The sequence below is a fragment of the Streptomyces sp. JJ36 genome (genome assembly GCF_021696945.1).
Lineage (GTDB): Bacteria > Actinomycetota > Actinomycetes > Streptomycetales > Streptomycetaceae > Streptomyces.
In genome coordinates, this window is record NZ_JACYHE010000090.1 from 1 (window position 1) to 22,153 (window position 22,153).

The 22,153-nt window shown below is 76.4% G+C and carries 15 protein-coding genes and 1 pseudogene; 13 read left to right on the top strand and 3 right to left on the bottom strand.

The window, feature by feature from the left end; translation table 11 throughout:
• Positions 1-31: 31 nt before the first annotated feature.
• From HOY81_RS24165 to HOY81_RS24190, 6 genes are all read left to right on the top strand, one after another.
• Positions 32-1,354 carry an O-antigen ligase gene (locus tag HOY81_RS24165; protein WP_237322824.1) on the top strand — a complete coding sequence of 441 codons (1,323 nt, stop codon included), beginning with the start codon at positions 32-34 and terminating at the stop codon, positions 1,352-1,354.
• Entirely contained in the window at positions 1,351-3,081 is a 1,731-nt protein-coding gene (locus HOY81_RS24170) for a lipid II flippase MurJ (protein WP_237322811.1), read from the top strand. The genes HOY81_RS24165 and HOY81_RS24170 overlap by 4 nt, the downstream gene beginning before the upstream one ends.
• A gap of 175 nt (positions 3,082-3,256) precedes the next feature.
• The gene (locus HOY81_RS24175) at positions 3,257-3,976 is read left to right on the top strand and encodes a polysaccharide deacetylase family protein (protein WP_306423537.1); all 720 of its coding nucleotides are present in this window, start codon (positions 3,257-3,259) and stop codon (positions 3,974-3,976) included.
• Positions 3,973-5,214, top strand: a complete 1,242-nt coding sequence (locus HOY81_RS24180; RefSeq protein WP_237322813.1) for a glycosyltransferase — start codon at positions 3,973-3,975, stop codon at positions 5,212-5,214. The genes HOY81_RS24175 and HOY81_RS24180 overlap by 4 nt, the downstream gene beginning before the upstream one ends.
• Before the next feature lie 5 nt (positions 5,215-5,219).
• Entirely contained in the window at positions 5,220-7,526 is a 2,307-nt protein-coding gene (locus HOY81_RS24185) for a hypothetical protein (protein WP_237322814.1), read from the top strand.
• Complete coding sequence (locus HOY81_RS24190) at positions 7,523-8,740, top strand: GNAT family N-acetyltransferase (protein WP_237322815.1); 1,218 nt, start codon at positions 7,523-7,525, stop codon at positions 8,738-8,740. Before HOY81_RS24185 ends, HOY81_RS24190 begins: the two co-directional genes overlap by 4 nt.
• Before the next feature lie 184 nt (positions 8,741-8,924).
• Here HOY81_RS24190 and HOY81_RS24195 read toward each other — a convergent pair whose 3' ends face one another.
• Positions 8,925-10,229, bottom strand: coding sequence for a glycoside hydrolase family 26 protein (locus HOY81_RS24195; protein WP_237322816.1), 1,305 nt, complete (start codon positions 10,227-10,229; stop codon positions 8,925-8,927).
• 208 nt (positions 10,230-10,437) lie between these two features.
• Complete coding sequence (locus tag HOY81_RS24200) at positions 10,438-12,219, bottom strand: PucR family transcriptional regulator ligand-binding domain-containing protein (RefSeq protein WP_237322817.1); 1,782 nt, start codon at positions 12,217-12,219, stop codon at positions 10,438-10,440.
• Positions 12,220-12,506: 287 nt separating this feature from the next.
• Between HOY81_RS24200 and HOY81_RS24205 the strand changes: the two genes are divergently transcribed.
• The 5 genes from HOY81_RS24205 to HOY81_RS24225 all read left to right on the top strand — a co-directional run bounded on the left by HOY81_RS24205 (position 12,507) and on the right by HOY81_RS24225 (position 19,662).
• Positions 12,507-13,403, top strand: a complete 897-nt coding sequence (locus HOY81_RS24205; protein WP_237322818.1) for a xanthine dehydrogenase family protein subunit M — start codon at positions 12,507-12,509, stop codon at positions 13,401-13,403.
• Positions 13,394-14,014 (top strand): (2Fe-2S)-binding protein, encoded by a 621-nt coding sequence (locus tag HOY81_RS24210; RefSeq protein WP_237322819.1) that lies wholly within the window; start codon positions 13,394-13,396, stop codon positions 14,012-14,014. Before HOY81_RS24205 ends, HOY81_RS24210 begins: the two co-directional genes overlap by 10 nt.
• 5 nt (positions 14,015-14,019) lie before the next feature.
• Complete coding sequence (pucD, locus tag HOY81_RS24215; protein ID WP_237322820.1) at positions 14,020-16,413, top strand: xanthine dehydrogenase subunit D; 2,394 nt, start codon at positions 14,020-14,022, stop codon at positions 16,411-16,413.
• 585 nt (positions 16,414-16,998) lie between these two features.
• Complete coding sequence (locus tag HOY81_RS24220) at positions 16,999-18,480, top strand: NCS2 family permease (RefSeq protein WP_237322821.1); 1,482 nt, start codon at positions 16,999-17,001, stop codon at positions 18,478-18,480.
• A gap of 33 nt (positions 18,481-18,513) precedes the next feature.
• On the top strand, positions 18,514-19,662 hold the full coding sequence (locus HOY81_RS24225; protein WP_237322822.1) for an XdhC family protein: 1,149 nt from the start codon (positions 18,514-18,516) through the stop codon (positions 19,660-19,662).
• Positions 19,663-19,719: 57 nt separating this feature from the next.
• On the opposite strand, the gene HOY81_RS24230 is transcribed toward HOY81_RS24225, so the two are convergent.
• Positions 19,720-20,940, bottom strand: coding sequence for a S8 family peptidase (locus tag HOY81_RS24230; RefSeq protein ID WP_237322823.1), 1,221 nt, complete (start codon positions 20,938-20,940; stop codon positions 19,720-19,722).
• Between the two features lie 308 nt (positions 20,941-21,248).
• Between HOY81_RS24230 and HOY81_RS27515 the strand changes: the two genes are divergently transcribed.
• Together HOY81_RS27515 and HOY81_RS24235 are read left to right on the top strand one after the other, a co-directional pair.
• Positions 21,249-21,383, top strand: a complete 135-nt coding sequence (locus HOY81_RS27515) for a hypothetical protein (protein ID WP_272893240.1) — start codon at positions 21,249-21,251, stop codon at positions 21,381-21,383.
• Between the two features lie 46 nt (positions 21,384-21,429).
• Positions 21,430-22,153 (top strand): annotated as a pseudogene (locus HOY81_RS24235) (hypothetical protein); the annotation flags it as partial.

The window sequence follows — 22,153 nt, forward strand, 5'->3', positions numbered from 1 at the left end:
GGCCGCGCCGCACCGCCCACGGGCCGCGACGCTGCCCGCCCGGCTGGCCCGGGCCGGCCCGGCGCTGCCCGTGGTGGCCCTGGTGCTGCTGCTCTGCGTCCCGGCCGGCGCCGGAGGGGGCGCGGACACCCGCGTCACCGTCGCGGACGCGGCCTCCGCGCTGCTGGTGGCCTGGTGCGTCGCCACCCTGCTGCGCACCCGCCGACGGCCGCTCACCCGCCGTGCCGCGCTGCTCTTCGCCGCCCCCGCGGTGGCGTTCGCCGTCGCCACGGTCACCGCTCCGGAGCCCGGCGAGGCGGTGCTCGGGTTCGTGCGGTACCTCCAGGTCTTCGTCCTCGTCCCGGTCGCCGTGCTGCTCCTGCTGCGCCGCCGGCGCGACTTCCGCACCGTGGCCGCCGGGATCGTGCTGCTCGCGCTCGCACAGGGCGCGTTCGGGGTGTGGCAGTACCTCACCGGCACCGGCGCCTCCTACATGGGCCAGACCGTGCGCGCGGTCGGCACCTTCGGCCCGGCCGACGTGATGGGCATGTCGACCGTGGTCTCCTACGGCCTGCTGATCGCCCTCGGCACCGGGCTCGCGCCGCCCGCCGGAGCGGCCCCCCGCATCCGGGCGGCGGCTTTCGGCTGTGCCGCGCTCCTCCTGGTGCCGCTCGCCGTCTCGTTCAGCCGGGGCGCGTGGATCGCCACCGGTGCGGCGGCGCTGGTGATGGTCTGCCTGGCCGGCGCCCGTACCGCGCTGCGGGCGCTGGGCGTCCTGTCCGCCGCCGCCGTGGTGCTGGTCGGCGGCGCCGGGGTGGGCGGCGACATGCTCGCGGAGCGGCTCGGCAGCATCACCGACGTGACCGACGCCCCGGACCGGTCGGTCACCGACCGGTACGCGCTCTGGAGCGCCGCGGCCGGCATGTGGCGGGAGGACCCGGTGGCGGGGGTGGGTCTCAAGGGCTTCCCCGCGTACCGGGACAGCCACGCCTCGCTGGGCCTCTCCTCCGGCAGCGACACCGCCGGCGCCGGAGAGGCGTTCCGGCGGGAGCCGCTGCTCTCCCCGCACAACATGTACCTGCTGGTGCTGGGCGAACAGGGCCTCACCGGCCTGGTGCTGCTGGCCGGCGGGTGGGTCGCGCTGCTGGCCGCGGCACTGGCCCGGCTCCGCGGCACCCGCCGGTCCCCCGTACGCCGCGGCGCCGACTGCGGGCTCGTCGCGGCCGGACTGCTGGTGTGGCAGCTCACCGACTTCCTCTACGCGGACATCGGGGGGCCCTCCACCGTGCTCACCGCGGTGCTGTTCGGACTGGCCGCATGGTGGGCCCTCGCGCCCGCCGCGACCGGGACGGAGCCCGGGGACGGCCGCCCATGACCGAGCTGACCAGCCGGCAGAGCGAGGAGGCGGCGCGCGCACCGGCGCAGGGCCGGTTCATCGCCCGCGCGGCGGCCGCGACCGCCGCGCTGACCGTGGCCGGCGCGGTGCTGGGCCTGGTCCGGGACCAGACCATCGCCCACCTCTACGGCGCGGGGCCCGCCACCGACGCCTTCCTGGTCTCCTGGACGGTCCCGGAGATCGCCGCCACCCTCCTCATCGAGGACGCCATGGCGCTGGTGCTCATCCCGGCCTTCAGCCTGGCCCTCTCCCGGCGCGCCGCCAGGACCGGGCCGGCCGGGGACGGGGCGCCTCCGCCGGACCCCGTACGCGAGCTGCTCTCCGCCACCTTCCCGCGGCTGCTGCTCGGCCTCGCCTGCTGCTCCGGGCTGCTGCTGGCGGGCGCGCCGTTCCTGGTGCGGGTCCTCGCCCCCGGACTGCCGGAGCCCGGCATCGCCGTCGACTGCACCCGGCTGACCGCCGTCAGCCTGCTGACCTTCGGCGTCGCGGGTTACCTCAGCGCCGCCCTCCGCGCCCACCGGCGGTTCGTGACGCCGGCCGCCATCTACGTCGTCTACAACCTGGGCATCGTCGCCACAGTGCTCGCCCTGCACGACCTGTGGGGCGTACGGGCGGCCGCGGCGGGCGTCGCGCTGGGCGGGTTCCTCATGGTGCTGCTCCAGCTCCCGGCGTTCCTGCGCCGGCTGCCCCCGCGTTCCGCACCGCGCGGCTCCCGGAGGCACGCCACCGCCCTGTCCCCCGGCGGCGCCCCGGGCCCGGACGCGTTCCCCGGCCCCGCGCCGGGGGGCCGGACCGTCACCCGGCAGGCCCGGCGGGCCGCCCGTACGGCCGCGCTGCCGCTGGCCACCGTGCTGCTGCCGGTGGCGCTCTTCACACTCAGCCGGCAGTCCCAGGTCCTCGTCGAGCGCTTCCTCGCCTCCTCGCTGCCGGCCGGCGCCATCTCCCACCTCAACTACGCGCAGAAGGTCGCGCAGATCCCGATGGTGCTCTCGCTCATGATCTGCACCGTCACCTTCCCGCTGGTCGCCCGCGCGGTCGCCGAGGGCGAGGAGGAGCAGGCCCGGCGCCGGGTGGAGCGCGACCTGGCGGGTGCCGCCCTGGTGGTGCTGCTGGGCGCCGCCTACGTCGCCGCCTGCGCCCCCCAGATCATCGCCGTCCTCTTCCAGCGCGGGGCCTTCGGCGCCGGGGACACCGCCGCCACGGCCTCCGTCATGCGTGTCTACGCCCTCGGCCTGCTCGGGCACAGCATGGTCGGCGCCCTGGTCCGCCCGTACTTCTCCACCGGCCGGCCCACCTGGTACCCCGCCGCCACCATGGCCGCCGGTCTGCTCACCACCGTCGTCGCCGGCGCCGCGCTCGCCGGGCCGTGGGGCGTGCACGGCATCGCCGCGGCCAACGCGCTGGGCATCTCCGTGACGGCGGCGCTGCTGCTGCGCGGAACCGGCGCCCGGGCCGGACGGCTGCCCACGGTCGGTGTCGAACTGCGCCGGGTGGCCACCGGGCTGGCCCGGCTGGTACTGGCGGCGGCCGGGGCCACCGCGGCGGGCTGGGCCGTCGCTCCGCTCTGCGGGCCGCCCCTGGCCGGCGCCGCCGTGGGCGGGCTGGTGGTCGTCGCGGCCTTCTGCGCCACGGCGTTCGCCACCGGCGCTCCCGAGGTGCCGCGGCTTCTGTCCACCCTCGATCGGAGGCTCCGCCATGACCGCTGACCGCCCCGGAACCCCGGCCGCGGCACCACCCGTCCCCCCGGCCGGCGCACCCCCCGTCCAGCCGCCCGGTGCCCGCTCCGGCTCGCCGCCCGGGGCCGTGCCCGCCCCGGCGTCCCCCGCGCGGGGGGCCCCGGCCGCCCCGCCCCGGCGGCGCGGTACGGAACCGATGCTGCTCATGTACCACTCCGTGGGCCCCGCCGCCGGGACCGCCGACGACCCCTACCGGGTCACGGTCAGCCCCGGGCGACTGGACCGCCAGCTCCGCTGGCTCCGGGCCCGCGGACTGCGCGGCGCCGGCATCGGAGAGCTGCTGCGGGAACGGGCCGCCGGGCGCGGCACGGGGCTCGTCGGGCTGAGCTTCGACGACGGCTACCAGGACTTCCTGGACGCAGCCGTCCCGGTGCTCCACAGGCACGGCTGCACCGCCACCGTCTTCGTGCTGCCCGGCCGGCTCGGCGGGCGCAACGACTGGGACCCGCTCGGCCCCCGCAAGCCGCTGCTCACCGCCGAGGGCGTGCTCGCGGTCGCCGGAGCGGGCATGGAGATCGGCTGCCACGGACTGCTGCACCGCGACCTCACCACGGCCGACGGCCCGGCGCTGGAGGAGGAGACCCGGCACGCGCGCACGCTGCTGGCCCAGATCACCGGCACGCCCCCGGACGGCTTCTGCTACCCGTACGGCGCCGTCGACGCCCGGGCCGCGGACGCCGTACGCCGGGCGGGCTACCGCTGGGCCTGCGCCATCGACCCCGGGCCCGTGACCGGGCCGTACGCCCTGCCCCGGGTCCACGTGGGAGAGCGGGACACCGCCTGGCGGCTGCACCTCAAGCGGCTGCTGCACCCGCTGCGCCGGCCGCCGCTGCCGCACCCGCTGCCGGACGGAGGCGCCCGGTGAGGGTCCTGCATCTCATCACCGGGCTCGGTGCCGGCGGCGCCGAGCAGCAGCTCCGCCTGCTGCTCCGTCACCTTCCCGGGACCGGCGACGTGGTGACCCTCACCAACCCCGGCGCCGTCGCCGACGGCATCCGCGCCGACGGCGGCCGGGTCCGCTGCCTCGGCATGCGCGGCAACCGGGACCTGACCGCGCTGCCGCGGCTGGTGCGGCTCCTCCGCGGCGGCCGCTACGACGTGGTCCACACCCACCTCTACCGGGCCTGCGTCTACGGCCGCCTCGCCGCGCGGCTCGCCGGCGTGCGGACGGTGCTGGCCACCGAGCACTCGCTGGGGCGGGCCGCGATCGAGGGCCGCCCGCTCACCCCGGGTGTCCGCGCCCTCTACCTCGCCACCGAACGCCTCGGCTCGGCCACCGTCGCCGTGTCCTCCACCGTGGCCGAGCGGCTGCGCGCCTGGGGCGTCCCGGCGCACCGCATCCACCTGGTGCCCAACGGCATCGACGCCGCCGCGCTCCGCCACGACCCGGCCGTACGCGCCGCCACCCGCGCTCGCCTCGGGCTGCCCGCGGACGCCACCGTCGTCGGCGGCGTCGGGCGGCTGGTGCCCGGCAAACGGTTCGACACCCTGCTGCGTGCCTGCGCCGCCCTCCCCGGCATCCGGCTGCTGCTGGTCGGGGACGGCCCCGAGCGCCCGCGGCTGGCGCGGCTCGCGGAGGAGCTGGGCATGGCAGGCCGGCTGCACCTGACGGGGGAGTGCGCCGGAGCGGTCGCGGGGGCACCCGGCACCGGGCCCGACGGGCGTCCCGCGCTGCCCGGGCTGCTGGCCGCCATGGACCTGTGCGTCTCCCCTTCCACCGAGGAGGCGTTCGGGCTCTCCGTCCTGGAGGCGCTGGCCGCCGGGCTGCCGGTGCTGTACGTCACGTGCCCCGCGGTCGAGGAGATGCCGCGGTCCGCCGCACCGGGCGCCGTCCGTGTCGCCCCCGGCACCGCCGCACTCACGGCTGCCCTGCGGGTCCACCTCGCGGGCGGCACCCCGCGCCTCCCGGTCCCCTCGGTGGTGGGCCGCTACGACATCGCCCGCAGCGCCGCGCGCCTCCAGGAGCTCTACCGGCTGCTCGCCGGACGGCCGGGCGCCCGCGGCGCCCCGCACCCCCCGGCACCCGCGCCGGCCCACGGGCCGGCGCACCGCCCCGACCTCCCCACTCCGCACACCGCACCGCCGACGACGACGAAGAGGTGACCGCCATGACGGAGACCGTCACGGCCGAGCAGTCCGCCGCCCCACCCTCCGGCAGTCCGCCGCGGGCGCGGCCCGCCACCCCGCCGCACGCCCCGCACCCGCTGCGCCGGGGCCTCGCGGCGCTGCCGCCGCCGTCCCGGCTGCCGCGCTGGTGGCCGGTGGCCGCCTGCGCACTGCTCGGGGTGCTGATCGGCGGGGCGTACGGGCTGCTGCGCACCCCGCAGTACAGCGCCACCAGCTACGTCGCGGTGTTGCCCCGGGACGGCGCGGACCCCATGACGGCGCTGGGCTTCGCCCAGGCGTACGGACGGATCGCCACCGGCAGCGCGGTGCTGCACCGGGCCCAGCCCCGTGCCGGGCTCGACCTGGCGGCCCTGGAGAGCGGGGTGCAGGCGGCGACCTCGCCCGACGCGCCGCTCATCGAGATCACCGGCAGCGGGACGCGCGCCACCCAGGCGGCCACCGTCGCCAACGCCGTCGCCAACAGCCTGGCCGACATCGCCAACGGCTCCGCGAAGGCCACCGGCGTCCGGCTCAGCGTTTTCTCCTCCGCCCGGACGCCCGACGCACCCAGCTCGGCCGGAGCCGGGTTGTCCGCCGCCGTCGGCGGCTCCGCGGGCGGGCTGGCGGGCGGCCTGCTGCTCTTCGTCCGGCCGCGCCGCGAGGGTCGTGCGGCCGCCGAGTCCGCCGAGTCCGCCTCCGTGCCCGGCACCGGCGAACCGCTCGCGGCCGCCGTGCCGCGGCCGGGCAGGGAGCCCGGCGTCCCGGCGGGCGAGCCGGCCGGGACGAGCGGCGCGTCCGCCGCGCCGGGCGTGAAGGCTCCGGGCCCGGGTGTCCCCGGCACGGGGGCGGGGTCCCCCACGTCGGTCGGCGGGCCCGCCTCGCGTGCACCGGGTGCGGCTGCGGGGCCCGACGCGCCTGACACGGCGTCGGGCTCCCGTGGGTCCGCCGCGGGAGCCGGGGCGGGCACACCGGAGGCGGCGCCGGACTCCGGCGCGCCCGGGGCCGGACAGGACGCCGGCTCCGGGGCGCCCGCACCGGTGGCCGGTGCCTCCGGCGCCGGGCCGGGGCCCGCCGCGTCGGGTCCGGGCCACGGTGTGCCGGGGGCCGCTGTCTCCGGAGCCTCAGCCTCGTCCGGGGCGCCGGCGCCGGGCGCCGCTTCGGGGGCGGGTGTGCCGGGCTCGGGCTCGGGTTCCGTTGCGCCGGACGGCGGAGCGGGAGCGGAGGTGCCGGGTGCCGGGTCGGCTTCCCGGTCGTCCGGGACGGTTTCCGGTACGACCCGCGCCGCTTCGGGTGCGGGCGCGCCGGGAGCGGTCTCTGGCTCCCGTGCGCCGGGGGCGGGTGCGGGTGCGTCCCGCGCCGGGGAGGGGTCGCAGGCCCCGAGCGCGGGCTCGGCTTCCGCTACCGGCCGTGCGGGGCCGGGGGCCAACGCCCCGGACGCGCAGTCGGCCTCCCGCGCGGCCGGTGCCGCGTCGCGGTCCCGTGCCTCGGGAGCGCCGGGCGCCGGAAACGGTTCCCCGGCGTCCGGTGCCATGGGCGGCCGGGGCGCTTCGGGAGGCGCTGCGGCCGCCGGCACGTCCGCGGGCGGCCCGGACACCCCGTCCGCGGCCGCCGGGTCCACCCCCGGGCTCGGCCCCGTCCTGTTCGCCGCCGGGACGGACCCCGCCGGGTTCGGTCCCGGTCAGGTGGCCGCCGTTCCCGGTGCCGGGCCGGAAGCCGGCACAGCCGGGAACGAGGAGCCCGCGGCGGAGACCGGGACCGGTGAGACGGCAGGAACCACGGCGCGGCAACCCGACCGGAGACCGGCCGGCGGTGCGGGGCCGGCCGCCCCGAAGCAGCCGGACGCCACGTCCTCCGCGCGGCCTGCCGCCTCCGCCCGGGCCACGACGTCCGCCCGGACATCCTCCGCGCAGTCCGCGCAGTCCGCATCGTCCGCCGCGTCCCGGAAGCCGGCCGGTAGTGCGGCGTCCGGGCGCAGCGCCGCCGCGGAGCCCTCCCGGGCCGCCGCATCCCGGAAGTCGGCCGGTAGTGCGGCGTCCGGGCGCAGCGCCGCCGCGGAACCCGGTGAACCCTCCCGGGCCGCCGCGCGGGACACCGCGGAGCAAGAGGCCGGAACCCGTTCGGAGAAGCCCGCGAAGACCACCAGGACCCGGAAGACGGGAAAGGCCGCCAAGACGGCGGAGTCCGCGAAGCCGGCGCGTTCCGGCGGTACCACGCGGGCCAAGAGCACCCGGCGCACCCGGTCCACCACCGGCGCGGCGAAGCCCGCGGCGGCGGACGGCGCCGAGCGCGCGGAGGAGGGGAGCCGATGACCGAGCAACTCGACGTCCGCCCGGCGCCGCGGCGCACCGCCGTTGCGGGGCCGCGCAACGGCGGCTCCGGACCGGGCCGTCTGACCGTGACGCTCTGCCGCGACCCGGCGGCCTTCGACGCGCTGGCCGCCGACTGGAACGCCCTCTACGCACGCTGCCCCGCCGCCACCCCCTTCCAGCACCACGCCTGGCTGCACTCCTGGTGGCTGTCGTACGGCACCCCCGGGCGGCTGCGGCTGGTGCTGGTCCGGGAGGGTGACGCCCTGGTCGGTGCCGCACCGCTGATGCTGGTGCACCGCCCGTACCCGGTGCTGGTGCCGCTCGGTGGCGACATCTCGGATTTCTGCGACGTGCTGGTGGACTCCACGCAGCAGGACCGGGTGCTCCGGGCGCTGACCGAGGGGCTGCTCCGGGCCGCCCGTGGTGCCCTGGTCGACCTGCGCGAGGTACGGCCGGGGGGCATGGCCGAGCTCCTTCACGAGCGGTGGCCGGGCGCCCGGCTGCGGAACCCCGACTCCGTGTGCCTCGAACTGCCGTGCGCACCCCTCGAGGACCTGCTCGAACGCATGCCGAAGCCCAGCGCCCGCCGTACCCGGGGCAAGCTGCGCAAGCTGGACGCGCTGGGGATCGAGCACCGCAGTGTCCCTCCGGAGGAGGTGCCGGCGGCGGTGGACACCCTGCTGCGGCTGCACGGACTGCAGTGGCAGGGCCGCGGGGTGACACCGGAGCACCTGCGGCCGCGGTTCCGCGACCACCTGGTACGGGCCGCCGCGGAGATGGCCCGGACGGGGAACGCGCTGCTGACCGAGTACCTGCTGGACGGCGAGGTGCTGGCCGCGGACGTCACTCTCATGTCGGCCGGGCTGTCGGGCGGCTACCTCTACGGCGCCCACCCGGAGCTGCGCGCCAAGGCCGACATCACCACGATGCTGCTGCGGCACGACGCCCGGTACGCCGCGGACACCGGCCGCGGCGTGCTGAGCATGCTGCGCGGCACGGAGCCCTACAAGCGCCACTGGCGCCCGGTGGAGGTCGTCAACCAGCGGCTGCTGCTGGCGCGCACCGAGTTGGCGCCGGTGCTGCGCGCGTACGCCGCCCAGCGGGCCGTCCGTACCCGGCTGGCCGGCACCGTGCGGGACCGGGCTCCCGGACTGCCCGCCGTGCACGCCCGGCTGCGGGAGCGCTGCCGACGGTTCGCGCCGGGCCGCGGCTGACCCGGACGGGCCCGCCCCCGGCGGGTCAGGCGCCGTCTGCCCGCCCGCCCCGTGCGGGAAGGGCGGGCAGACGGCGCGGTCCGGGCGGACCGGCCGGTTCGCGCGGTAGGCACAAACCGGTCGGCGGACCGGTCGGCGGGCCGGGCCCGGAGCCGGGGCGCACATCCCGGCTCCGGGCCCGGGGTCAGTCGTCCCCGATCTCCGGCGGCCGGGCGGCGCCCTCCCCGAAGCAGATCGGGCCGGAGCCGAGCAGCTTCCGCAGCCAGTCGCCGAGGTCCAGGCAGAAGCCGAACGGACGCGGCCGCCAGGACGGCTTCTCCGGCGTGGGCTGCACGGGTGGCGTGGGCCGTACGGACGGTGGGGGCGTCGGCTTCGGCGCCGGGCGCTCCGGCCGGTCCATGGCGGAGCGGAAGATCGCGGCCGCCCGCGGGTTGCCGTCGCACTGCCAGACGCCGTGCGGGCAGTAGTCGGTGATGGTCTGGTAGACCGGCCGGTGCTTACGGAACCAGCGCAGCATGGAGCGCATGTAGTCCGGGTTGTCGCCGCTGCGGAACAGCCCCCACTCCGGGTAGGAGACGGGCTTGCCGTGCGCCTTGGCGAAGTTCACGTGGTGCCGGAGGCCGAACGGCTGCTCGACCTGGTCCCGGAACGTCTCCCCGGGCGGCTGGTCGTAGGAGTCCATCCCGATGATGTCCACCACGTCGTCGCCCGGATAGCAGCGGGTCCAGCCGATGGCGTCCCGGCCGCGGGCCGGGGTGAAGTCGAAGCGGAACTGCTGGCCGGGGACGTCCCGCATGGTGCGGACGATGCGCCGCCAGTACGTCCTCCACGCCTCCGGGTTCGGGGCGCACCGGTGGGTGTAGGTGGTCCCGTTCATCTCCCAGCCGGGCACGAGGATGGTGTCCGGCACGCCGAGCCGCACCAGCCGCTCGGCCAGCCGTCGGAAGTGGTGGTCGAAGCGGCCCGCGGCGCCCGCCTGGAGCAGCCGGTCGACCTGCTGGTCGGGCACGTTCGCCTCGTTCCGCGGCAGCATGGGCACGTTGAGCACGAACAACCGGTCGGCGCGGGCCTTGCGCCAGGTCGCCCACGGCCGCAGGAACTCCGGCCGGCCCTCGATGTTCGACCAGAGGTCGCCCGGCAGATAGGTGTGCCCGACCCGTGGCTCCCGGCCGCCCAGCCATCTCTCCAGGCCCGCCATCCGGGCGACGCCCTCCGGCCCGGACCCGAGGAAGGCACCGTACGGCACCTCCGCACCGGGCCGGAGAGCCCGGTGGCCGCGCGGCGGCGTGCCGGGCCACCCGGGGTCGCCGGCCCGGGGCGGGCCGGGATCGGGCCCGGGGACGGGCGCCCCGCTCCTGGCGGGCGGGGCGGCCTCCCGTTCCCCGCCGGGACCGAGGTCCACCCCGGGGCCGGCCAGGGTCGCGACCAGCAGGCCGGCCGTGACGCCTCCGATACAGGTGCCCGTCCACACCAGGCGTCGCTGGGACATGGTGACTCCTTCCGGACGGTTCGCCGAGCGGGGTGCTCTGTGGCGACCGTAAGCAGATGGTTCGTCACATGTACGCCTGGAAGGCCCGTTGCTGGCCCGAAAGTGGTGTGCGTCCCTCGCACGGCGCAGCGCGGCCCGCCCCCGGCCCGGGAGGCCCGGCACCCGTCCGGAGGCGTACCTCCGGGGCCGGTACGCGCGCGACCGGGCGTCAGCTCATGCGCAGGGCGAGGAAGAAGTCGAGCTTGTCCTCCAGCCGGGACAGGTCACGTCCCGTCAGTTGCTCGATCCGCCCGACCCGGTACCGCAGGGTGTTGACGTGCAGATGCAGCCGGGAGGCGCACCGCGTCCAGGAGCCGTCCGCCGACAGGAAGGCGTCCAGGGTCGGCACCAGCTCGGCCCGGTGGCGCCGGTCGTACTCGCGCAGCGGGTCGAGCAGCCGGGCCGTGAAGGCCCGGCGTACGTCGTCCGGCACGAAGGGCAGCAGCAGCACGTGCGAGGCGAGCTCCTCGTGCCCGGCCGCGCACACCCGCCCGCGGCGCGCCGCCGCGACCCGCCGGGCGTGTCGCGCCTCTTCCAGGGCGCCGCGCAGGCCCTCCGCGGAGTGCACCGACGCGCTGACGCCCAGTGTGAGCCGCCCGTCCTCGGCCAGGCCGCGTTCCAGCGGGCGTACGGCCGCCAGCAGGGGGCCCGCCGCCAGCTCCTCCTCGGCGCCGTCCTCCGGGGTCTCGGCGTCCCCGGCCGCGGGCAGCGGGACCAGGGCCACCGCTTCGTCGCCGGTGTGCGCCACGGCGATGCGGTCGGCGGCTCCGGGCGCCGTGGTGTCCGGGTCCACCAGCACCTCCTCCAGCAGCGACTGCGCGGCCGGCCCGCCCTCCGGGGCGCCGTCCGCGGCACCCGCCGTTCCCCACTCCAGCGCGGCCACCACGACCTGCCAGTGCGGTGCGGCTCCGGTGTCCGGCAGCAGCACGGGGGCGGCCACCCGCAGCCGGGCCGCGATCTCGGACGGGGCCGCCCCGGTCTGCACCAGCTCCAGCACCTCCTGGGCGAGCCGCCGGCGCACCATCCGCGCGGCGTCCCGCTGCTCCCGCTCGACCGCGATCAACTGGGTGACCCCGTGCAGCAGGTCCAGGCGCTCCGCGGGCCAGTCGCCCGGGTCCGCCTCCACCGCCAGCAGCCAGTCGGAGAGCACGGTCTCGCGCGGGTCGCGGGCGCTGCCGCGGATGGGGAGGAGCGCATAGGTCGCCCCCTCGGCGGTCGCCCGGTGGGGGCCGCGGCGGCCGCTCCGCAGCGCGGCCAGATGCTCACCGGCCAGCCGGGTGCGCACCGTCGCGGGCAGCGCGGCCCCGGGCGCGGTGACGGCCCCGCCGGCGGCCCCGGCCGCCACGGCCCCGCCGTCTCCTCGGGGTCCGGTGGCCGCGGCGGGCCCGGAGTCCTCGCCGGCGGCGGCCCCCGGGCCGCCGGAGCCGGCGACCTGGCGTCCGGTGGGGGAGAGCACCCAGGCCCGCAGGTCCAGGTCGGAGACGAGCAGGTCGAGCACCGCGTCCGGGCCGCCGCCGGCGGGGCCGGCCGTCATCAGCCGGCGGTGGCGGTCCACCACCGCGGCCAGGTCCCCGGCCCGCTCGGTGGAGACCTGCCGGACCACGTACTCGGTGACGGTCGCGAAGGCGACGTCCTCGTTCACCGCGAAGAGCGGCAGCCGGTGCCGGTCACAGGCCGCCACCAGGTCCTGCGGCACGGAGCCGAGCTCCGCCTCGCCCGCGGCCAGCCCGGCGACTCCGGCCCCGGCCAGGATGCGCACGAACGGCTCCGCGTCCTCGGGGGAGTGGCGCCAGGCCAGGCCGGTGAGCACCAGTTCCCCGCCGGAGAGGTAGCGGCTCGGGTCGCGCAGGTCGGTGGTCATGACCCCGCGCACCGTACGGTCCAGCTCCTCCGCCCCGCCGAGCAGGCGGAGGCCCAGTGAAGGCGTCTCCAGGAGTGCGCGCAGCCGCATGATGTCGCCGCCGTTCCCTGCGCGAGGGCAGTGTGGTTCGTGGTGTCCCGAGCGTGGCACGAGTGCAATGTGTGATCGGTCGAACACCGTGTGCTTACCGAGGTCCGGCTTTCGTTCGAATCTACAAGACGCCGTGCACGTGCAGCCAATCGGTTCATGTGTTCGGTGACTGCACCGGGCGGTGGGCGCGTCGGTGTACTGGGTCACACCTCGTGAACGGAAGATGAACGGCTTCGGATCCCCGTCCCGGAACACGCAGCCGCAGAGCGACCCGAGAGAAGACACCCATGGAGTTCCTGCGCCCCGCCGGCTGGGAGGAGGCGCTCGCCGCGAAGGCCGAGCACCCGACCGCTGTGCCCATCGCGGGCGGAACCGACGTCATGGTCGAGCTCAACTTCGACCACCGCCGGCCCGAGTACCTGCTCGACCTGAACCGCATCACCGAGCTGCACGAGTGGGAGGTCGGCGAGGAGACCGTACGCCTCGGCGCCTCCGTACCGTACACCCGCATCATCGAGCACCTCCGCGCGGAGCTGCCCGGCCTGGCGCTCGCGGGCCACACGGTCGGCTCACCGCAGATCCGCAACCGGGGCAGCGTCGGCGGCAACCTCGGCGCCGCCTCCCCCGCAGGCGACTCGCACCCCGCGCTGCTCGCCGCAGGCGCCGAGGTGGAAGCCGTCTCGGTGCGGGGCACCCGTTTCCTCCCGGTGGAGGACTTCTTCACCGGCGTGAAGCGGAACGCCCTCGCCGAGGACGAACTGATCCGCGCCGTGCACATCAAGAAGGCGGCCGGGCCGCAGCAGTTCTCCAAGGTCGGCACCCGCAACGCGATGGTCATCGCGGTGTGCGCGTTCGGCCTGGCCCTGCACCCGGAGACCCGTACGGTCCGCACCGGCATCGGCTCCGCCGCCCCCACGCCGATCCGCGCCCGCGCGGCCGAGGACTTCCTGAACGCCGCCCTGGAGGAGGGCGGCTTCTGGGACGACGGCAGACCCCTCACCCCGTCGGTGGCCCGGCAGTTCGCCGAACTGGCCGCAGGCGCCTGCAACCCGATCGACGACGTGCGCGGCAGCGCGAAGTACCGCCGCCACGCCGTGGGCGTGATGGCCCGCCGCACGCTCGGCTGGACCTGGGAGTCCTACCGCGCGGGCAGCACCACCGAAGGAGGCGCACAGTGCGCGTGAAGTTCACCGTGAACGGCCGCCCGTACGAGGCCGACGACGTCTGGGAGGGCGAGTCCCTGCTGTACGTGCTGCGCGAGCGGATGGGCCTGCCCGGCTCCAAGAACGCCTGCGAGCAGGGTGAATGCGGCTCCTGCACCGTCCGTCTGGACGGCGACCCGGTCTGCGCCTGCCTGGTCGCGGCCGGCCAGGTGGAGGGCCGTGACGTGGTCACCGTCGAGGGCCTCGCCGACTTCGCCCGGCAGCGCGCCGCCGGCTGCGCCACCGGCGCCTGCGGCGCCTCCGCCCCCTCCGGCGACCCCGGCACCTCCGTGGACGAGGCCAGGCGCTGGCAGGCCCGGCCCGGCGACGCCCGCGCGGCCGGGACGGAGGACCTGTCCCCGGTCCAGCAGGCGTTCATCGACGCCGGCGCCGTGCAGTGCGGCTTCTGCACCCCGGGCCTGCTGGTCGCCGCCGACGAGCTGATCGAGCGCAACCCGCAGCCGACCGACGCCGACATCCGCGAGGCGCTCTCCGGCAACCTCTGCCGGTGCACCGGCTACGAGAAGATCCTCGACGCGGTCCGCCTCGCGGCCGCGCGCGGTGACGAGACGACCGCAGGAACGGGGGCCTGAGCAGCATGAGCGGAGTCACCCGCACACCCACCAGCCTGAGCCAGGGCAGCCGGACCCGGGGCGGGATCGGCGAGTCCACGCTGCGCCCGGACGGCACCCTCAAGGTCACCGGCGAGTTCGCGTACTCCTCGGACATGTGGCACGAGGACATGCTCTGGGGCTTCACGCTCCGCAGCCCGCACGCGCACGCGGAGATCGTCTCCATCGACACCGGTGAGGCGCTGCGGCAGGCCGGCGTGTACGCCGTTCTCACCCACGAGGACCTGCCCACCGGGAACACGACGTACGGCCTGGAGATCTCCGACACCCCGGTGCTCGCCCACGGCCGGGTGCGCCACCACGGCGAGCCGGTCGCCCTCGTCGCCGCGGACCACCCGGAGACCGCCCGCCGGGCCGCCGCCAAGATCAAGGTGGAGTACCGCGAGCTGCCCGTGGTGCACGACGAGGAGAGCGCCCTCGCCGAGGACGCGCCGCTGCTGCACGAGAACCGGCAGGACCACCACGCCGGCCATGTCCCGCACCCGAACATCGTGCACCGGCAGCCCATCGTCCGCGGCGACGCCGCGGCGGCCCGGGCCCGCGCCGACGTGATCGTCACCGGCGAGTACGAGGTCGGCATGCAGGACCAGGCCTTCCTGGGCCCCGAGTCCGGTCTGGCGGTGCCGGCCGAGGACGGCGGCGTGGACCTCTACGTCGCCACCCAGTGGCTCCACTCCGACCTGCGCCAGATCGCCCCGGTCCTCGGTCTCCCCGAGGAGAAGGTGCGGATGACGCTCTCCGGGGTCGGCGGCGCCTTCGGCGGCCGCGAGGACCTGTCGATGCAGATCCACGCCTGCCTGCTGGCACTGCGCACCGGCAAGCCGGTGAAGATCGTCTACAACCGGTTCGAGTCCTTCTTCGGCCACGTCCACCGGCACCCGGCCCGGCTCCGCTACGAGCACGGCGCCACCCGGGACGGCAAGATCACCCACATGACCTGCCGGATCGTGCTGGACGGCGGCGCCTACGCCTCCGCCTCCCCGGCGGTCGTGGGCAACGCCTCCTCGCTGAGCGTCGGGCCGTACGTGGTGGACGACGTCGACATCGAGGCGGTGGCGCTCTACACCAACAACCCGCCCTGCGGTGCCATGCGCGGCTTCGGCGCGGTGCAGGCCTGCTTCGCCTACGAGGCCCAGATGGACAAGCTGGCCGCCGCCCTGGAGATGGACCCCGTCGCGTTCCGGCAGCGCAACGCCATGTCCCAGGGCACCCTCATGCCGACCGGGCAGGAGGTCGACTCCCCGGCCCCGGTCGCCGAGATCCTGCGCCGGGTGAAGTCCATGCCGATGCCGCCGGAGCGGCAGTGGGAGTCGGCCGAGGGCTCCGGCACCGGCATCGACGTGCGGGCGCTGCCCGGCGGACTGTCCAACACCACCCACGGTGAGGGCGTGGTGCGCGGCGTCGGCTACGCGGTGGGCATCAAGAACGTCGGCTTCTCCGAGGGCTTCGACGACTACTCCACCGCCCGGGTCCGGCTGCAGGTGGTCGGTGGGGAGCCGGTCGCCATGGTGCACACCGCGATGGCCGAGGTCGGCCAGGGCGGCGTCACCGTGCACGCGCAGATCGCCCGCACCGAGCTGGGCGTCACCCAGGTCACCATCCACCCGGCCGACACCCAGGTCGGCTCCGCCGGCTCCACCTCCGCCTCCCGCCAGACCTACGTCACCGGCGGCGCGGTGAAGAACGCCTGCGAGCTGGTCCGGGAGAAGGTGCTGGAGATCGGCCGGGCCCGGTTCGGCACCTTCCACCCGGCCTGGGCCACCGCCGAGCTGCTGCTCGAGGGCGGCAAGGTCGTCACCGACGGCGGGGAGGTGCTCGCCTCGCTGGCCGACGTGCTGGAGGACCAGGCCGTCGACATCGAGAGCGAGTGGCGGCACCGGCCGACGGAGGCCTTCGACCTGAGGACCGGGCAGGGCCAGGGGCACGTGCAGTACTCCTTCGCCGCGCACCGGGCGGTCGTCGAGGTCGACACCGAGCTCGGGCTGGTCAAGGTCATCGAGCTGGCCTGCGCCCAGGACGTCGGCAAGGCGCTCAACCCGCAGTCGGTGGTCGGGCAGATCCAGGGCGGCACCACCCAGGGCCTCGGGCTCGCCGTCATGGAGGAGATCGTGGTGGACGAGAACGGGCGGGTGCGCAACCCCTCCTTCACCGACTACCTGATCCCGACCATCCTCGACACCCCGACCATCCCGGTCGACGTGCTGGAGCTGGCCGACGAGCACGCCCCGTACGGGCTCCGCGGAGCGGGGGAGGCGCCCACGCTCTCCTCCACGCCCGCGGTGCTCTCCGCCATCCGCCAGGCCACCGGGCTGGCCCTGAACCGGGTGCCGGTACGCCCCGAGCACCTGACAGGCACGTAGGCCTGACCGGCCGGGTCCGACCGGACGTGGTGATGACAGTGCCCGCACATGCCGCCGGAGGCCCGTTCACGGTGCCCACGCGCCGTGGCGGTGCGGCGGCGGCCGGGCCCCGCCGGGGCCCCGTCCGGGGCCCGGCAGGGGCACGGGCCAGAGCCCTGCCCACCGGCCGGGGACCGGCGGCGCGTGCTCTGCCGGGCGCAGGTCCCCCGGGCACGGCCGCGTCGTTCCCCTGGCGGCCCGGATGGTACCCGGCCCGGGGCGCGGTCCTCCGTGTGCGGCCCCGGCCGCGCCGACGCCACTCCGGCCGCCCCGGGCGGCCGCAGCAAACCCTCCGGGCGGGGCGCAGGGAACGTCACCCCGCGCGCCCCGTCCGGAGCCCGGCCGGACTCCGCCCCGCGGGGGCGGAGTCCCGGTCACCCAGGTACGGAGCCCCGGCTCCGGCCGCACCCCCCACCCCGCGGCTTCCCCCGGGGAGCCACCACGCGTCTCGGGCCGTCCCCCGCGTCGTGCGATCCCAAATCCCGCCGCATTCCGCACCTCCCGGTGCGGGCGGGTGCCCCTTTGAACCTTGGGAGTAGGCACAACATGACCCAGTCGCAAGTGGAGCCGAGGACCTCGCCGGAGGCGGCGGGCACCGGCTCGCGCCCCCCGGCAGGACGGTCCTGGCTCGACCGGTACTTCCACATCTCCGACAGAGGATCCACGCTGGCGCAGGAGGTGCGCGGCGGCGTCACGACCTTCATGGCCATGGCGTACATCGTCCTCCTCAACCCCGTGATCCTCTCCGTCCCGGATGTCACGGGAGCCCGGCTCGACCCCGGGCAGCTCACCACCGCCACCGCCTTCGCCGCCGCGGCCACCACCCTCGCCATGGGCGTGCTCGGCAACGTGCCGCTCGCCCTCGCCGCCGGACTCGGTGTCTCCGCGGTGGTCGCCTTCCAGGTCGCGCCCGAGATGACCTGGGGCAACGCGATGGGCATGTGCGTCATCTACGGCGCCATGATCATCCTGCTGGTCGTCACCGGCCTGCGGGAACTCATCATGAACGCCATACCGCTCGCCATGAAGCACGCCATCACCATGGGCATCGGTCTCTTCGTGGCCTTGATCGGGCTGGTCCAGGCCGGCTTCGTCACCAGCATGGGCGGCCCCGGCGGCGTCGCGGGCGCCAAGCCGCTCCAGCTCGGCACCCAGGACCAGCTCACCGGCTGGCCGGTGCTGATGTTCTCCGTCACGGTGCTGCTGATCTTCCTGCTCCAGGTGCGCCGGGTGCCGGGCGCCATCCTCATCGGCATCGTGGGCGGGACCGTGCTCGCCGCGATCGTGCACCAGTTCGCCGGGCTGTCGGTGAAGGACTGGGGCGGGCTGAACGCCCCGGAGATCACCGGCTCCGTCGTCTCCGCGCCCGACTTCGGCCTGCTCGGCATCGTCTCCTTCGACGGCATGGGCGACGTCGGGGCCATCACCGTCGGCGTCATCGTCTTCACCCTGGTCCTCGCCGGCTTCTTCGACGCCATGGGCACCATCATCGGTATCGGCCAGCAGGCCGGCCTCGCCGACAAGGACGGCAGGATGCCCGGGCTCAACAAGGCCCTCGCCATCGACGGCGCGGGCGGCGTGGTCGGCGGCTTCGCCGGCGCCTCCGGCCAGACCGTCTTCGTGGAGTCCACCGCCGGCGTCGGCGACGGCGCGCGCACCGGCTTCGCCAGCGTGATCACCGGCCTCGGCTTCACCCTGTGCCTGTTCTTCACCCCGCTGGCCCAGCTCATCCCCACCCAGGTCGCGGCGGCCGCGCTGGTCGTCATCGGCTCGATGATGCTGAGCAACGCCAAGCACATCGACTGGAACGACCCGGCGACCTCCGTACCGGTCTTCCTGACCACCGTCCTGATGCCGTTCACCTACTCCATCACCGCGGGCATCGCGGCCGGTGTCATCGCCTACGTCGCCATCAAGGCGGTACAGGGAAGGTGGCGCGAGCCCGGATGGCTGATGTGGGTGCTGTCCCTCGTCTTCCTCGTCTACTTCTCGCTCAGCCCGATCGAGGGCTGGCTCGGCGTGAAGTAGCCACCGAACCGCTCACCGCTGGAGGAGCTCCCGATGCTGGATGTCGCCGCCACCCTGCATGACTGGTGCGAGCAGGGGCGTGACTTCGCCGTCGCCACCGTGGTCGCGGTCAGCGGCAGCGCGCCCCGGCAGCCCGGTGCCGCACTCGCCGTCGGCGACGACGGTACGGCCGTCGGGAGCGTCTCCGGCGGGTGCGTCGAGGGCGCGGTCTACGAGCTGTGCCAGGAGGCGCTCCGGGACGGCACGCCCGTCCTGGAGCGCTTCGGCTACAGCGACGACGACGCCTTCGCCGTGGGGCTCACCTGCGGAGGCGTCATCGACGTCCTGGTGACCCCGGTGCGTACGGACGCCCCCTGGCGCCCGGCGTACGCCGCCGCCCTGGCCGCTGCCGCCCGTGGGGAGACCGGAGCCGTCGCACGGGTCGTCGACGGACCGGCCGGGCTGCCGGGGCACGCCCTGCGGGTCGGCGCCGACGGGACGTGGTCCGGCAGCCTCGGGGGCCCCGCCGCCCTGGACCGTACCGCCGCCGCGGAGGCCGCCGCGCTGCTGGACGCCGGGCGTACCGGCACCGTCACCGTCGGCGCCGGGGGCAGCAGGTGCGGGCAGCCGGTGACGCTGCTGGTGGAGTCCAGCGTCCCGCCGCCGCGGATGCTGGTCTTCGGGGCCATCGACTTCGCCGCGGCGCTGGTGCGCACGGGGAAGTTCCTCGGCTACACGGTCACGGTCTGCGACGCCCGCCCGGTGTTCGCCACGGCCGCCCGCTTCCCGGAGGCGGACGAGGTGGTCGTGGAGTGGCCGCACCGCTACCTCGAGTCGGCGGAGACCGACGGCCGCACCGTGATCTGCGTGCTCACCCACGACGCCAAGTTCGACGTGCCGCTGCTGGAGCGGGCGCTGCGGCTGCCCGTCGCCTACGTGGGCGCGATGGGCTCCCGCCGCACCCACGAGGACCGGCTCGCCCGGCTGCGCGAGACCGGCCTGACCGAGCTGGAGCTGGCGCGGCTGCGCTCGCCGATCGGGCTCGACCTGGGCGCCCGTACGCCGGAGGAGACGGCGCTGTCCATCGGCGCCGAGATCGTCGCCGCCCGGCGGGGCGGCTCGGGGGTTCCGCTCACCGGTGCGCACACCCCCATCCACCACGACGGGCCCGCCCCGGGCGGGCGGCTCGGCTCGGTGGCCTGACCGCTCCGCCCGGGCGCACCCGCGAGGACCACGGGGGCCGGGACCGCGGCAGCGGCGTCAGGACCCCGTGTGCAGCAGCAGGTTCGGCGAGCCGTAGGCCGGGTTGCCGACGGCGCCCTCGGTGGCGTCCCCCACGACCGCGTCCCGCACCTGCGCGGGTGTGGCGCCGGGGTGCTCCGACAGGTACCGCGCCGCACCGCCGGCGACGTGCGGCGTCGCCATCGAGGTGCCGCTGAGCGTGTCCGTGGCGGTGTCACCGCCGGCGGAGGCGGAGACGATGTCGACGCCCGGCGCGAACAGGTCGAGGCAGGAACCGTAGTTGGAGAACGAGGCACGGCGGTCCGACGCGTCGGTGGCCCCGACGGTGAGCGCCTCCTCGACCCGGGCCGGGCTGGTGTGGCACGCGTTCTGCGGCAGGCCCAGGATGTTTCCGTTGCCCGCGGCCGTCGCGTAGGTCACGCCGGAGGCGATGGAACGGCGCACCGCGTCGTCCAGCGCCTGCTGGACGCCGCCGCCGAGGCTCATGTTGGCCACGGCGGGTCCGGTGGCGTTCTCGGTCACCCAGTCCACGCCGGCGATCACGTCGGCCGTGGTGCCGGAGCCCGCGCAGTCCAGCACCCGCACCCCGACCAGGGAGACGCCCTTGGCGACGCCGTGGCCGGTGCCGCCTATCGTGCCGGCGACATGGGTGCCGTGGCCGTGGCAGTCCTGCGCGACGGCGTCGTCGTCCACGAAGTCGTAGCCGCTGCGGGCCCGGCCGCCGAAGTCCTGGTGCGAGGTGCGGATTCCGGTGTCGATGACGTAGGCGGTCACCCCCGCCCCGGTGCTGTCGTAGGTGTAGCGGTCGTCCAGCGGCAGGGCGCGCTGGTCGACCCGGTCCACGCCCCAGGAGGGCGGGCTCTCCTGGGTGTCCTGCGTGGTGATCCGGGTGTTCTGCTCGACATAGGCGACCGCCGGGTCGTCCGCGAGGGAGCGGGCCTGCTCCTCGGACATGACCGCGGTGAATCCGGGCAGCGCGCTGTCGTACACCTGGCCGAGGCTGCCGCCCACGGTGTCCAGGAGTTCCAGGGCGCCGCCGCGGCCGGGCTTCTCGGCGTCCTCCCGCAGGACGACGATCCAGCTTCCGGGCACGGCGGTGGCCTCGGGGGCGAGGCGGAGCACGCCGCCCCCGGGTGACGCCCCGTCACCTGCGGCGGCCGGACCGCCCGCGAGCGGGAGTCCTGCCGTGAGCAGCGCCGCGGGGAGGACGGCCGCCAGCCGCCGGACAGTGGGTTTCATACAGGCACTCGACCCTTCATCGACCGGTTTTCGGACAACCCGCGCACCGCGGCGGCCCGGGAGGGGCGGCCGCGGTGAGGGGGCGTCAGGGAGTGCTCCGGCGGCCGGACACGGGCACGGTGGTGCCGCTGCGGAGTACCGGACGGGGAGCGGCGTCAGCGTCTCGCAGCAGGTCAGCGCGGGACAAGGGGTGCGGTGACGCGATCCGGCCACCCGGCGCGGAGGCGTTCCGGTACCGGTCGGATACCGGCGAGTAGGCAGGTGTGGGACGCACGCCGGCCGGTTCGGGCGGGGATAGGGCACGGAGCGTGGCCGCGCTGCGGGACCGGCTCGCCCTGCGTGACGGGCGCGACGGCGGGGGCGGCCGGGTCACCCCCGGCCAGTTGTCGATCATGGCCGGAATCGATCGATGCGGCGGTGCGGGTTTCGAAAACGTGTCGTAGCGGCGCCGTAACAGGGCCCGAAACATGCCGGGTGTGCAATGCGGGCATGGCAGCACCGCACCGAGCCGGTCCGGGGACGGCCCCGGGCCCCGCTCCGGAACGCGCCCCGCGGGCCGTACCGCCGGAGGTCCTGGCGCTCGCCGCCGGGCTCCGCCGGCTCACGGACCTGCTCGCCCCCGCCGAAGGCTGGTACGGCGCCTTCCTGGCCCGCGACCCGGAGGGGCTGCGGGACTGCCTCACCGGCCGCGACGTCCCGCCGTGGGACGTGATCGCCGCGCTGCTGGAGGACGTGGAGCTGCGCCACGGGGAGGAGACACGCCGTCTGGCCGAGGCCGACCTCCTCGGCCGCTACGCCGCCGGGGTCGCCGCCCACGACGACGCCCCGGACGGGGAGAGCGCGCTGCACGACCGGCTGGAGGCGGTGCGCGTCGCGCGGGGCGACGCGGAACGGCGGGTGAGCGCGCTGGCCGCCGCCGTCCGGCGGTCGCCCGGGGACACCGGGCTCCGTACCGAGCTCGCCTGGGCCCGGGACTACCGCGACCGCACCGCGGCACGCAGCGATGCACTCCGCGAACGGCTCGCCGCCCTCCACACCCGTACCGCGGTCCGTGCGGCGGCGGCCTCCGCGGAGGCCGCCGCCGCACGGAAGCGCCGGTCGCGGCCCAGGGGGTCGCGCTTCGCCGGACTGGACGAGGACCCCGGGGCGGCGCCGGAGCCCTCCGCGGCCGTCGTCCCGCCCGGCGCGGCCGCCCCGTCGCCGCCGGCCCGGA

What these genes read in the sequence shown, in the direction of transcription:
- HOY81_RS24170 (WP_237322811.1), top strand. Translation starts at nt 1,351, where the DNA reads ATGACCGAGCTGACCAGCCGGCAGAGCGAGGAGGCGGCGCGCGCACCG.
- HOY81_RS24175 (WP_306423537.1), top strand. Translation starts at nt 3,257, where the DNA reads ATGTACCACTCCGTGGGCCCCGCCGCCGGGACCGCCGACGACCCCTAC.
- HOY81_RS24185 (WP_237322814.1), top strand. Translation starts at nt 5,220, where the DNA reads ATGACGGAGACCGTCACGGCCGAGCAGTCCGCCGCCCCACCCTCCGGC.
- HOY81_RS24190 (WP_237322815.1), top strand. Translation starts at nt 7,523, where the DNA reads ATGACCGAGCAACTCGACGTCCGCCCGGCGCCGCGGCGCACCGCCGTT.
- HOY81_RS24195 (WP_237322816.1), bottom strand. Translation starts at nt 10,229, where the DNA reads ATGTCCCAGCGACGCCTGGTGTGGACGGGCACCTGTATCGGAGGCGTC.
- HOY81_RS24200 (WP_237322817.1), bottom strand. Translation starts at nt 12,219, where the DNA reads ATGCGGCTGCGCGCACTCCTGGAGACGCCTTCACTGGGCCTCCGCCTG.
- HOY81_RS24205 (WP_237322818.1), top strand. Translation starts at nt 12,507, where the DNA reads ATGGAGTTCCTGCGCCCCGCCGGCTGGGAGGAGGCGCTCGCCGCGAAG.
- pucD (WP_237322820.1), top strand. Translation starts at nt 14,020, where the DNA reads ATGAGCGGAGTCACCCGCACACCCACCAGCCTGAGCCAGGGCAGCCGG.
- HOY81_RS24220 (WP_237322821.1), top strand. Translation starts at nt 16,999, where the DNA reads ATGACCCAGTCGCAAGTGGAGCCGAGGACCTCGCCGGAGGCGGCGGGC.
- HOY81_RS24225 (WP_237322822.1), top strand. Translation starts at nt 18,514, where the DNA reads ATGCTGGATGTCGCCGCCACCCTGCATGACTGGTGCGAGCAGGGGCGT.
- HOY81_RS24230 (WP_237322823.1), bottom strand. Translation starts at nt 20,940, where the DNA reads ATGAAACCCACTGTCCGGCGGCTGGCGGCCGTCCTCCCCGCGGCGCTG.